The sequence below is a fragment of the Deinococcus frigens DSM 12807 genome (genome assembly GCF_000701425.1).
In the GTDB taxonomy this organism is placed as follows: Bacteria; Deinococcota; Deinococci; order Deinococcales; family Deinococcaceae; genus Deinococcus; species Deinococcus frigens.
Genome location: NZ_JNIW01000013.1, coordinates 28,589 through 40,891, shown reverse-complemented (window position 1 = coordinate 40,891; position 12,303 = coordinate 28,589). Strand labels below are relative to the sequence as shown.

The following is a 12,303-nucleotide window of genomic DNA, read 5'->3' as shown; positions in this document are numbered from 1 at the left end:
CAGACGGGCGGTGGGCCTTTAAATCAGACAGGACGGTTCCGCCCCTCAGGCCAGCGCACCGGCCAGACACCACAGACCAGACATCGGCCAGACCTGGGCGCGGGAAGTGCAGACAGAACCGGCGGCTTCGCGTGGGAGCACGGAGTCCAGGAACACGGAGGCTGGGAACATACGGGCACCGACGGGACTCGACTGATCCCGCCAGCGCCTCCAGACAAGAGGCTTTCAATTCACCTCGTACCACTGGGTCGCCAGGGGTGCCAGGGTTCCGCTGACCTGGCCGCCCTGCGCGCGCAGCGTGGTGGGGCGGCCAGCCAGCAGCCGCGACAGGCCAGCCGATCCGGCAGGAAGAGCGAACTGGACCTTGGCTGACGCTTTACCGTTCGGGTTGAGCACCTGGAGGTAACGGTGACCCTGGTAGTCCCAGTAGGTCGCGATGGCCTGGCGGTTCCCGGACACCGTGACGCTTCGGCGCTGGCCGTTGACCAGAACTGGAGTCAGCAACTTGACCTCACGGTTCAGGCGTTTGAGTTCGCCGTTCAGGGCAGCGTATTTGGCCAGATCGTTGGTGGAATCCAGGTAGGTGTAATAAAGAATGCCCTTGACCCCGGCGGCCAGGGCCTGGTTGGTCATGTTGTTCAGTTCAGGCGCAGTCGGGTAGCGGCCATTCTCCCAGCGGAAACTCTGGAGGTTGGCGATGGGCAGCGTGCCCTTCTGCGCCGCCTCGGCCACCAGCTTCTGCATCACCGGGTAAACCACACTGATCGCGTCCCCGCCGTCAATCGGGTAGCTCTGGTTGCCCACCGCGTCGGCCCGCCCGAAGTAATCGGTGTGGCTGTTGGCAAAGCTGATCGCCATGCTGGTATAGGTCAGGTGATCGGCGTCCAGCGCCTTGGTCGCCCGATGGCGTTTTTCCAGTTCCAGGGGGGTCACCAAGTTGTTACAATCATCGGCGATCATCCAGCCCAGTGTGGCGGGATGGCCTTTCAAGCTGGCAATGGACTTGGCGCTAAAATCCTCGATCAGCACTTTCATGCCCCGGTTCTGGGCGGCGTCCAGCACCTTGGTAAAGCCAGCGATGTCTCCTTCAGAATCGAACATCGTCATATTGACCGTGTTGAAACCCAGGTTGGCGATGGCATTCAGGTCGCGGAGCCGCTTGGCCGCATTGCCAGCCCAGGACACGTGATACATCCCCATCGGGAACGTCGCCTGTCCATTCACGAGCAGGCTGCCGTCGGATCTCACAGTGGCCCGGGTGGACGCTACGCTCTGGGTCACTGGTAAGGCAAGTGCCTCCAGCCTCCTGACAGCCTCGGGCGCGGCTTCAACCTCGCCGGGCATGGGATCGTCTGCGGGTGAGGGCGCGGGCCAGGTCGCCTGGACTGACGGCGTTGTGGGGGCACCGGACACAGGTGGCAACGGACTCTGAGAACAGGCGGCCAGCAACAGGGGCGTTGCACAGGCCAGCGCATACCAATGGGTCATGGGGGTCTTCCTTCGGAGGTCCGGCTGACTTTCGGCGGGCGTCTGACGTGACGTTCGCAAAAAGTCCCGTGACTTTGCGTCTTCTCCTCGCGGAGGGTTTGCCTTTGATCGAGAAGTACGGGGGAGGACAGGCTGGCCTTGATCTGGAAAAACAGCAAGCGCTTGTAATCACTTACCGTGACCACAGTTTAAAAATTACGCATCACAGAAATCCGACACGGCCACAGTGGAAAGCCGGATTTCCCTCAATTTTCTGGCGAGGAGCTGTTGCTACACATGCCTTGAGGACGAGCAGCGCAGCTCGGGACCGACCCGCCACAGCATGCAGGTCCAGGCGGATCCGCACTCTGGAGCATACCAGCGCCGCCTGCTGAACGCGTGGCTCTGCAAACGCTGGGGCTGGACCGTCCGGGTAGGTAGGAGTATGGATCTCTACCGACGTTTTCCGGCCCACACCGCCAGGGCGAGTCCGGCCACCAGAAGCGCGACGCCACACTTCCCCCAGTCATTTCCTTTGTGCTGCTGCCTCTTGCTCCAGGCGGAGGCATAGAAATCGTCCCACAGTGCCCACAGGTGGGCCTGCTCAAAATGTTGATGGACCCAGTTCTGTGCCTGATTGCCCAAGCGCTGAACCTGCTCCGGGTCTGCAAGCAGGGTGATCAGCGCACCGGCCAGGGCAGAGACGTCTCCAGTGGGCACCTGCACGCTGGTCTGTCCCGGCACGCCCGCATCGCGCACGCCAGGGGCGTCGGTCAGCACGCTGGGGACACCTGCCGCCGCCGCCTCCAGAACCACCATCCCCAGACCCTCGTGGCGGCTGGGCAAGGTAAACACGGTCATCAGCGGGTACAGACGGCTCATGTCGGCCTCGAAATCCACCTGCACCACGCCCTGGGCCTCGTGGTAGGCACGGGCGGCCCGGTCCGAGAGTGGATTGGCCGGGTCTGGCGTTCCCACCAGCAGCAGGCGCGCGTGGGGATGCGCCTGGCGGACCTGCGCCCAGGCGAGCAGCAACTCCTCGGTCCCCTTCTGCGGGGCCAGACGGCCCACGAAGCCGACGACCGGCGTTCCTGCGGGCAGGGCCAGGTCAGCGCGGGCCTGGGCCACGGCAGCGGCGTCAGGCTGGGCGTAACACTGCACATTCAGACCTGCGGGACTGCCCGCACCCAGCACCCGGATCTTGTGGGCGGCAACCAGACCCAGCGCCACAGCCTCCTCGCGGTTGGACTCGCTGACGCAGAGCACCTCGTGCGCGCAGGCGCAGGTCAGACGCTCCACCGCACGCAGCAACGGGCGCAGCCGGGCCAGCGCGCCGGTGGCCGCCGTTTCACTGCGCAGGCCGTGGATGAAATACACCCGCAGCGGCACGCCACTCAGTACGCTGGCCACGCCCCCCAGAAGCCCGGCCTTGGGCGTCGAGAAATTCACGATGTCGGGCCGCACCCGGCGCAGGATTTGCAACATACCCGCCAGAGATCCCAGATCGCGGCGGGGAACGATCTCACGGGCCATTGACAATGGATGGTAGGTTGCGCCGCCAATCTGTTGCGCGCGGGTCACCAGATCGGCGGGTTCAGGCGGCGTGACCAGATGAACGTCATGGCCCTGCCTGCGGAGGTGCGCCAGTTGAGGGGCGAAAAAGGCCAGGGCGGCAATAGGTGTGGTGGTGGTGTAGAGAATTTTCATGGGTGTCCTTGCGCGTGAAAAAGTCAATGGCCTGATGCCGTCCGGTTGCGCATACGCACGCTGTCCAAGAACCCAGCACGCTGTCCATCCAGCGCCGCATCGGCGTAGGTCCGGGCCAGCGCCAGGTTGCGCTCACTCTGGGCCGTGAGCCGCGCGGGATCGGTGGCCAGTGCGCCCCAGACGCGCGCCAGGGCCTCCGCGTTGCCGGGCGGGGCCAGCGCTTCGGGAGGCAGCAGTTCGGGGATGCCGCCGACCCGCGACCCCACGGCAGGCAGGCCCTGGGCCATCGCCTCGAGCAGCGCGCGCGGCAGGCCCTCGGTGCGCGATGGGATCAGCAGGAGGTCCGCTTCCGCCAGATCGCGGCGAACCTCGGCGGGAGTGCTGCGCTGGCCAGCGAACGTGCAGGCATCCCAGACGCCCAGTTCCCGGGCCAGCGCTTCCAGCCCCGGGCGCAGCGGGCCGTCTCCAACCACCGTTAACCGCACACCATGACCGTCCGCGCGCAACCGGGCCAGGGCGCGGATGGCCAGGTCCACACCCTTGTGCCGCTGTTCCAGCGAACCCACCAGCACCGCCCGCCGCGCCAGTTCCCGGTACACGCGCGGCGCGGCGGCAAAGGCGACCGGCGGCAGGTGGGCATCGGAGACGCCGAAGCTGGCGGTCCCCGGTGACGGCGGATAGCGGCGCTGAAGCGCTTCTCGCGTGACGTACTGCACGGCCACGGCCTGACGGCAATGCAGGCGGGTCAGGCCGGTGAGCAACGCGCGGAACAGCGGACGCAGCGGGTGGCGGGTGCCGTCCGGACCGTACCCCAGGAAAGGATCATTGATCACCTCGGCGGCAAAGGGCTGAGCGCGCAGCCAGCGCAGCGCCGCCGCCAGATGCCCCAGAACCCCCGAGAGCCGCACGATCACGGCCTCCCCGGCTTCCAGGCCCCGCCACAGCGTGGCGCTGACACCCGCGAAACGGCGCAGCAATCCCAGCGGCCCGTGGTAGTACGGCACGGCAAGGAACCGGACTCTGGGGCCATCTACCCGCCGGAACCCGGACGGCACCTGCTCGACCGGCTGTGAGCGGCCCACCACCTGCACCTCCTCGAACGTGTCCAGGTAGCGTTGCCAGTGGGCAAACGTGGCGTGACCGTTGTCGTAGGTGGCCCCGTCGCGGGTATGGATAAAGCGCTGTTCCAAAACAATGCTGACCCTCAAGACGTGGCCTCCTGCGTGTGAAGTGAAGTGGATGACTCGCGGGGCAGCAGGGCGACCGCCAGCGCCAGCGCCAGCAAGGGCAGGAACGACCCCAGGGCGGGCACCGGATAAAAGGTCTCGGTGGTCAGGGCGGTGAGCCAGAGTCCGGCCAGCAGGTTCAGGGCGATGCCTGCCGCCCGGGTGCCCAGGGCGCGCAGCCTCATGATCAACACCACGAAGAAAATCAACAGGACGCTCAGACCGGCCAGACCAGTTTCATAGACGACCTGCAAGATCAGCGTGTGCGCATTGGCTCCGTTGTTGGCCACACCCGAACCGAAGCCGCTGCCGATCAGCATCCGTGCAGGATCGGCCAGCAGCGCGTCCAGATAGACCCGCCAGATATCGGCGCGGCCCGCCAGATTGCTGGCGTCGCCCGCATCCAGCAGCGTAGACTGCCGCGCGATCAGGCCGCCCAGGTCACCCTGGAGGCTGGGCAGGACAACCAGCCCGGCCAGCACCAGCAGGGCCAGGCTCAGGCTCGCGCGCAGCGGCATCCGCACGCTCTCCAGCACCACGAACAGCAGGCAGCCGACCAGGCCCGCCCGCGCGCCCGACAGGAAGCAGGCCAGCAGCGCGGCCACCAGCACCCACATCTGACTGCGTCCTGGCCGCAGGATGCCCAGCAGGGCGGCCTGTAACAGCACCATCGCCGCCACATGGGCGTGGTTGTAGCCAATAGCTCCCAGTCCCTTCTCATTGTGCAGGTAGTACGACTCCCAGGGGCCGGAGATGCCCAGGCCATGCGGCAACACCTGGCCCAGCAGGGTGGGCAGCGCAGGTGAGAAATAGGTCCAGGCCACGGTGACCACCGTGATCACGAATGAGATCAGCACCGCAGTATGCCAGCGGGCCAGCAGCGCCCGGCTGAGCGGCAGGCGCGAGACCACCCAGAACAGCCCCAGGATCTGTATCAGCTTGAACAACTGGAAAAGCCCGAAGGGAACGGCGACCCCCAGATGCCCGTCCCGCATCCAGAACAGCAGGGCAAACGCCAGTACGCAGCCCGCGCCCAGGCCGAGCAGGCCACGCCAGACCCCCACCTGTGCCCGGCCCACCGGACGCTGATACAGCGCGGCAGCCCCCAGCGCCGCCCACAGCAACAGGTCCGGCACGGTCTGCCACAGCGCCCACGATGGTCCCACCGCCAGCACTGGCAGACCGAACCACTGGAACAGCAGGAAAGCTCCGGCCAGCCAGATCACCGCGCCCTGAAGCAGATGGGCCGTGCGGGTGGGAGGCGCGGCTGCACGGCTGGTCTGGGGGGTGACTGTGGGCGTGGCCCAGGAGTACTGCCGGGACGGCGAACGGTGCAGGCTCAAGGCCGTCCTCCCACAGCCTGACGGTAATCGTCCATCAGTTCAGCGGCCCGCTCGGAGATGTCAAACGCCGAGGCGTCGGGCACCGGACGGCCCAGACCCAGCGCCCGCGACACCGCGTCTGCCCAGAGAACGGGCGCAGCGTCCAGGGGGAGCGAGAGGTAGGCCGCTCCCTTCAATCGGGTTTCGCCAGAAACAGCGTCAGATACCACACAGGGTAGGCCGGCCACCTGGGCTTCAACCAGCGCCAAGCTCAGTCCCTCGAACAATGACGGGAAGACAAAGACGTCCATCGCCTGCAACAGCCGGACCACATCCGGGCGAGAGCCGAGCAGGTGCACGCTGCCTGTCAGGCCCAGGGCCTGAACGCGCGCCTCGATGGCCTGCCGCTCTGGCCCGTCACCGACCAGTACCAACTGGGCCGGGCCACACCGCTCCAGATAGGCGGCGAAGATCTCCAGCAGGAACAGGTGGTTTTTTTGCGCCCGGAACTGCCCCACATGCCCGATCACCGGCACGCCCGCCTGTAACCCGAGACTGGCGCGCAGATGTTGCGCGTCAACGGGTGTCCGCACGCCGTCCAGATCTATGCCCAGGGTGACCAGCCGAGCGCCCGCCCTGGCCCAGTCCGGGCCGTACAGGGCCGCCGCCGCCTCCGAGCTGACCGCCAGCCGGTGGGTCACGCCCGCCGAGAGGGCCATCCTCATCAGGGTCAGGTAGGCGTAGCGGCCATTGGTGGCCTGACTGTCACCCTCACGAGTATCTGAATGACTGGTGCTGATCCGCACCGGAACCCCAGCCAGACGTGCCAGCCACAGGGCCAGTCCACCAAAGTGATGGATATGGCTGTGGACCACGTCGTAGGGGCCGCCACGGCGCAGCGTCCGCAGCCAGAAGAGCGCAAAGGCCAGCGGGTTGCTGGTAGGCGGGCCAACGAACACCTGGGCACCCAGTTCCCGCGCCCGCGCCGCGTAATCGCCGGGGCGGGGATCGGGCGAGGCAACCAGCAGGTCCATGGCCACCTCGCCGCGCGGCACCCGTGATAGCAGGTTGATCAGCCAGGTCTCGATCCCGCCGCGGTCCAGGGTGCCGGTCAGGTGGAGCACCCGCAGGGGTCGTGGTGGCTGTGGAGCGGACACCCGCGCGTGCGGGGAAGCTTGGGAATGGCTCATGAATCTCCTGAAAGGGACGGGGATGCGGGGGGCAGGTCACGCAGGGCCTGAATCACGATGCCCCAGCTTCCCGCGAGTTGCACGCCAGCGGCGATCAATGCGGCCCACGCCGCGCCAATCAGGCCGTGGGCCGGAATCAGTTGCCAGCACGCCAGCGCCAGCACCAGCGTGACGGCGGCGAACAGCGGCAACTGCTGCCCGAAGCGCCGCGCCGCCGTCACGGCAAATCCGGCGCAGGAGGCCACGTAGCCCAGCGCGCCGCTCAGGTTCAGCCAGACGAATACCGCGTTCTGTCCGGCGTAGGCCTCGCCGTACAGCAACCGCAGCAGCGGCTCCCCGGCCAGCAGGGCCAGCAAAACCAGTCCCAGACCCACGGCGGCGGCGGCGGCAGTCAGCCGCCCAGTCAGCCGCAGGAACGTCGCCCGGTCTCCAGCGGCAAACGCCTGCGAGAGTCGGGTGGTCAGGGCCGTTCCCAGCGCCACGATCAGCACGCTGCCCGCCACCGTCACGTAGGCCAGTGCCAGGTACACGCCCAGCGGGGCCGCGCCAAGCGCCTTTTCGACAAACAGCCGGGGCAGGGCGCTGCCCAGCGAAACCAGTCCCGCCACCACACCCAGCGGCAGGGCCAACCGGGGCAGGGCGGCAGGAAAGCGTGTCCACCAGTTTCCCCCGGGTTCTGGGGGAGCCAGCCGCCGGGCGCGCGGCAGGTCATAGGCCAGCAGGGTCAACAGACCCGCCAGCGCCACGCCGAAGGTCGCCCACGCCAAGCTGCGGTTCAGCACAAACAGCCCGGCCATCAGCCCCAGCCCCAGCAACCCGCGCCACAGCACCGAGCGCGACACCAGGTCCAGCCGTTCATTGCGCTGCATCAGGCCGTATGTCACGTCACTGACGCCCTCGAAAGCCTTGGCCAGCCCCAGCCACCAGATCGCCCAGCCCGCCTGGGGATACAGGGCGACGAGCAGGACGGTCGCCAGCAGTGCCAAAAGCATACTGAGAACCCGCAGCGAGAAATACTGGCCGAATGGAGTCTGATTCTGGGCGTCAGTGGCCTGCACGCTCCGCAATTGCAGGCCCAGCAGCAAGAAGACCGGGGCCGTGAGCGCCAGCCCCAGTCCGTAGGTCCCCACGTCCACCTTGGTCCCCAGACGGGCCAGCACGGCCACCATGACAAACTGCGCCGCCGAGAAGACCACCTGCCCCCCAAAGGTCCACAAGACGCCCGCGCGCAGGCCCAGGCGGGGAGAGGCCGGAGGACCGGCAGATGGGGTAGAGGGAACAGGCAAACAGGTCTCCGAGAGCGGGATGCGGCAGGCCGCGCTCCAGAGGAGCGTTGACCAGGCGATGAGAAGTGGGCGATGAGAAGTGGAAGCGGGGGAGGGAAGGAAGTCATCAAACCTTCAGGCCGAAAGGCAGAATACAGCGGAGCCAGAGTGCCGTTCCTTGATGCTCCGGGGTGGTCTCTCCCCCCATCAGGTGGCCCCGGTGGACCCTGGTGAATTCGGGTGAAATAATACTGGCAGATGAAGAAAGCGCGCCGGTGGACGGGAATGGTCAGGCTGATGGCCGCCGCCGCCCTGGTGACCTGCGCCGGTCTGGGGCTGTGGGCCTATACCGTTCACCGCAGTACCCAGGCGCTGGGTGTCGAGGTCTATTACGAACTGGAAGGCGACGGCCTGCCCGTACCGCAGGGCGTCCTGGACGATCCGGTGTTCAGCGACCTGCCCGTACCAACCGACCGACCGCGCTCGCTGGGCCGTTACCGCCCCCCCGCCGTTGCCCCGCCCTCCACCGCCCAGCCACCCGTTGCCCCGACGCCCCCGGCCCCCCGGTCCCAGGGTTCCGGCGCGGAGAGTCAGGAGGCGCTCAGCCCTGCCGCTGTGCAGCCTCCCGTCGCCGCTCCCCCGCCCGTACCCGGCCTGTCGCCGCGCGCGCTGCCGCAACAGCCTGCGGCAAGCGCGCCGGTCCCCACCGCTGCGCCTGCCCTGGCCCCCACCGATTTCACCAGTCGACTGAGGACCAGCGCCCGGATCCACCTGCTGCTGATCGCCAATGATCAAGAAACCCTCGGCAGCGGGCGCGCGGACGTGCTGCTGGTGCTGACGCTCGATCCTCGGGCGCGCCTGCTGACCCTGCTGAGCATTCCGCGCGACACCCGGATCACGCTTCCGGGCAGGGGCCAGGTAAAGATCAACGCCGCCTACGCGGTGGGCGGAGCCACAGCGCAGACCCAGGCCGTCGAACGTTTTCTGGGTATTCCGATGGACAAATACGTCGAGATCAGCCTGGGCGGTTTCCGGGAGGCCATCGACCTGGTGGGCGGCGTCGACGTGAATCCAAAATTCGGTTTTCAACTCGACGGCTCGGTGTTCAGGCCGGGCAAAGTCCACATCGGCGGCGAGCAGGCCCTGGCCTACGCCCGCATGCGCAAGAGCGATCCGCTGGGAGACCTGGGCCGCAACACGCGCCAGCAGGAGGTCGTGCGGCAGTTGATGGCTGCGCTGGGCCAGCGCAGCACCGCAGACCTCCAGTCCCTCCTGAGCCAGCTCGCCGCCCACCTGAGAACCAATTTCTCACCTTCCGAGGTGGTCCGGCTGCGCGCCGTCCATGCGTACCTGCTGGAGAGGCAGCGGACAGCACATGTCCAGGGCGTCAATCGCAAGATCAATGGCATCTGGTTTTACCTGGTCTCCGACGCGGAACGGCGGCGACTGCATCTGCTCTTGCAGTAGGGCGGCGGTCCTGGCTCTGATCTCATGACGCCCCACTAGGGTGCGGCCATGCGTTCACCCCGTCGCCGCCCGTTTTCACTCCTGCTGACCGGCTCCGCGCTGCTCTGCACCAGCCTGCTGTTCAGTTGCGGTTTCGGCGGTGTGCCAGCGGCGACGCTCGCCCCGGACCGGACCCTCATCTCCAGCAAGGCCACCCAGATCGCCCACCGCCAGGACGGCACCGTGACCGTCAATGGCCAGCCGTTCTTCCCGCTGGGCTTTTACCACGTGTCCTGGGCCGATGGTGGAACGCCGGCCCAGCGGCTGAGTGACCTGAAAAAATTCAGCGCGGCAGGCTTTAACCTGATGGCGACCGAACCCATCGACGACCGCGACGTCAAAAATTACACCCGTTTTCTCAAGGAGGCGCAGCAACAGGGCGTGTATGTGGTCAGCTACGGCCTCTCACCAAAAATGGTGGCGGCCACAAAAGGCTATCCGGCGGTCCTGGGCTTTAAGGTCGCCGATGACAGCAATGTCAGTGTCAGTCCCGCAGAGATCAGCAAGCGGACCCAGGCCATCAAACGGGTCACGCCGGACAAGCTCACCTATATCAGCCTGTCGGTAGGATACAACCGTCCAGAAACCTCCTATTTCGGGGTTTCGGATATGGTTGGCAACCAGAGTTATCCCATCGGCAATGACGACATCAATGTGACGTACCCGGTCATGCGCTCGGTGGTCGACAGCGCCCTGGCCCGGAACACGGTGCCGCTGGCCAACCTCCAGACTTTTTCGTGGGGTCAGGGCCAGCCAGCGCCCAGTCCTGACGAGCTGCGGAACATGACCTACCAGGCGCTGATGGCGGGGGTCAAGGGCATCGTGTACTACGCTTACCGCTCCAAAGAGGCGGACCTTAACCATCAACCGGCGCTGTGGCAGGCGGCGCAGGATCTGGCCCATGAGATCGCGCTGCTCTCCCCCGCCCTGCTGAACAGTCAGCGCAGCGAGGTGTCCGACGGGCGCGCTGGCCGTCCCATCGTGGTTCAGCTCCAGGGCTGCGGTGGCCGGTATCTGCTGGCCGCGAACAACAGCCGCACAGCCTGGCAGTCCATGGACCTCCGGCTCACACTGCGCCCCACGAAGTTTCACAGCGTCAGTGGACGGCCAGGTGCCCTGCAGGCCAGTGCCGCGCGCATCACCGGCAAACTGGCTCCCCTCGAAGTGGCCGTCTATCAGATGGGGGACAGCCAGATGGGGGACGGTCAGATGGGAGACGGTGCTCGCTGCAAGCGGGAAAGTTGATGCAGGCGATCTGCAATTGGCCGGGCCAGCCCGGTCCACCTGTACTCGGCTGAACTGTGTACAGGGTGTTTACCTCGCTTTCAGACCCACTTTGAGGAGAAACCTCGCGTCTGAAGACAGCCTAACGCGTTGAAATTCCACCGAAAAGGAGTGTGCCCCTGGCGCAAAATCCCACCCGTCCCCCCACAAAGTGTTAAGGTGGACGCTCATCATATACTGCCAACCGATGAAAGTTCTGGTCACCGGCGGCGCGGGATTTATAGGTAGCACGACGTGCTCAGCCCTGGAAGACGGGGGCCACACTCCCGTGATCCTCGATTCGCTGGTCAGCGGTCCAGCAGCATTTACCAGCGGGCGCATCTTTTACCAGGGCGATATGGCCGACGCCGCCCTGCTGCGGCGCATCTTCGACGAGCATCCGGACATCGAGGCCACCCTGCATTTTGCCGCGCGGATCGTGGTATCCGAATCCGTGGCCCGGCCTGGCCTGTATTACCGCGAGAATGTGGTGGGCAGTCTGGCGCTGTTCGAGACCCTGCTTGCCCTGGGACAGCGACGGGTGATTTTCAGTTCCAGTGCCAGCATCTATGAAAGTCCCGCCGATCTCCGGGTCAACGAGCGCAGCCCGCTCAGGCCGCTCAGCCCCTACGCCCGCAGCAAACGCATGACCGAGGAAATGCTCGAAGACCTCTGCACCGCGTCACAGGCCACCCAGACGCCGATGCGCGCGATTGCCCTGCGTTACTTCAACCCGGTCGGGGCCGATCCTGCCCTGCGCAGCGGCCCGTATGTCCCGGATCCCACCCACATCCTGGGCCGACTGATGGCGGTGGCCCAGGGCCGGGCAGAGCACTTCGAGATCACGGGCACCGATTACGCGACGCGGGACGGCACAGGTCTGCGCGACTACATTCATGTCTGGGACCTGGCGCTGGCCCATGTCGCGGCCCTGGAAGGTTTCGACAGCGCGTTTGCGCGGTCAGCCAGCGACGGGAACCCGGAGGTCTCTTTCCTGCCGATCAACGTGGGGACCGGAAATGGCGTCACGGTGCGTGAACTGGTCACTGCGTTTCAGCAGGTTTCACCCACGCCGATCACCGTCAGAGACGGGGCACGCCGGGCCGGCGACAGCGCGGGGGCCTGTGCTGATACCGGGCGGGCGCAGAGTTACCTGGGGTGGGCGGCCCAGCTCAGCGCGGCCCAGGCCATGGAGGCCGCCTTCGCCTGGGAAGCGGTACGGGACCAGAAACTGTCTGACGCCGATTCTTCCGGGCGCACCCGGTGAGCCTCGGTCCGTTTGATAACAGAGTGCAGGGCAGCGGCGTGACGGCAGTGCCCGCACTGGTGCCTGGCCAGAGAGATCGAATAAGAGGTC

Annotated in this window: 9 protein-coding genes and 1 riboswitch; of the genes, 3 read left to right on the top strand and 6 right to left on the bottom strand. The window is 66.4% G+C overall.

All coding sequences use genetic code 11. The features are described from left to right. Positions 1–225: 225 nt before the first annotated feature. The 6 genes from Q322_RS0106810 to Q322_RS0106785 all read right to left on the bottom strand — a co-directional run bounded on the left by Q322_RS0106810 (position 226) and on the right by Q322_RS0106785 (position 8,198). Positions 226–1,281, bottom strand: a complete 1,056-nt coding sequence (locus tag Q322_RS0106810) for a hypothetical protein (protein ID WP_156952925.1) — start codon at positions 1,279–1,281, stop codon at positions 226–228. Positions 1,282–1,499: 218 nt separating this feature from the next. Then, positions 1,500–1,601, bottom strand: a riboswitch (cyclic di-GMP riboswitch). Positions 1,602–1,920: 319 nt separating this feature from the next. Continuing rightward, positions 1,921–3,174, bottom strand: coding sequence for a glycosyltransferase family 4 protein (locus Q322_RS0106805; RefSeq protein WP_029477071.1), 1,254 nt, complete (start codon positions 3,172–3,174; stop codon positions 1,921–1,923). 23 nt (positions 3,175–3,197) lie between these two features. Then, a complete protein-coding gene (locus Q322_RS0106800; RefSeq protein WP_029477069.1) occupies positions 3,198–4,382 on the bottom strand; it encodes a glycosyltransferase in 1,185 nt (394 codons plus the stop codon). Continuing rightward, positions 4,379–5,743, bottom strand: a complete 1,365-nt coding sequence (locus Q322_RS0106795; RefSeq protein ID WP_029477067.1) for an O-antigen ligase family protein — start codon at positions 5,741–5,743, stop codon at positions 4,379–4,381. Before Q322_RS0106795 ends, Q322_RS0106800 begins: the two co-directional genes overlap by 4 nt. After that, positions 5,740–6,912 (bottom strand): glycosyltransferase, encoded by a 1,173-nt coding sequence (locus Q322_RS0106790; RefSeq protein ID WP_084147847.1) that lies wholly within the window; start codon positions 6,910–6,912, stop codon positions 5,740–5,742. Before Q322_RS0106790 ends, Q322_RS0106795 begins: the two co-directional genes overlap by 4 nt. Then, complete coding sequence (locus tag Q322_RS0106785) at positions 6,909–8,198, bottom strand: lipopolysaccharide biosynthesis protein (RefSeq protein WP_156952924.1); 1,290 nt, start codon at positions 8,196–8,198, stop codon at positions 6,909–6,911. Before Q322_RS0106785 ends, Q322_RS0106790 begins: the two co-directional genes overlap by 4 nt. A gap of 237 nt (positions 8,199–8,435) precedes the next feature. Here Q322_RS0106785 and Q322_RS21650 point away from each other — a divergent pair, with 237 nt between their 5' ends. From Q322_RS21650 to galE, 3 genes are all read left to right on the top strand, one after another. Beyond that, on the top strand, positions 8,436–9,644 hold the full coding sequence (locus Q322_RS21650) for an LCP family protein (protein ID WP_245593172.1): 1,209 nt from the start codon (positions 8,436–8,438) through the stop codon (positions 9,642–9,644). Positions 9,645–9,692: 48 nt separating this feature from the next. After that, positions 9,693–10,928 (top strand): hypothetical protein, encoded by a 1,236-nt coding sequence (locus tag Q322_RS0106775; RefSeq protein WP_029477062.1) that lies wholly within the window; start codon positions 9,693–9,695, stop codon positions 10,926–10,928. Between the two features lie 226 nt (positions 10,929–11,154). Then, on the top strand, positions 11,155–12,213 hold the full coding sequence (gene galE / locus Q322_RS0106770) for a UDP-glucose 4-epimerase GalE (RefSeq protein WP_029477061.1): 1,059 nt from the start codon (positions 11,155–11,157) through the stop codon (positions 12,211–12,213). Positions 12,214–12,303 lie beyond the last annotated feature (90 nt).

What these genes read in the sequence shown, in the direction of transcription:
- Q322_RS0106805 (WP_029477071.1), bottom strand. Translation starts at nt 3,174, where the DNA reads ATGAAAATTCTCTACACCACCACCACACCTATTGCCGCCCTGGCCTTT.
- Q322_RS0106790 (WP_084147847.1), bottom strand. Translation starts at nt 6,912, where the DNA reads ATGAGCCATTCCCAAGCTTCCCCGCACGCGCGGGTGTCCGCTCCACAG.
- Q322_RS21650 (WP_245593172.1), top strand. Translation starts at nt 8,436, where the DNA reads ATGAAGAAAGCGCGCCGGTGGACGGGAATGGTCAGGCTGATGGCCGCC.
- Q322_RS0106775 (WP_029477062.1), top strand. Translation starts at nt 9,693, where the DNA reads ATGCGTTCACCCCGTCGCCGCCCGTTTTCACTCCTGCTGACCGGCTCC.
- galE (WP_029477061.1), top strand. Translation starts at nt 11,155, where the DNA reads ATGAAAGTTCTGGTCACCGGCGGCGCGGGATTTATAGGTAGCACGACG.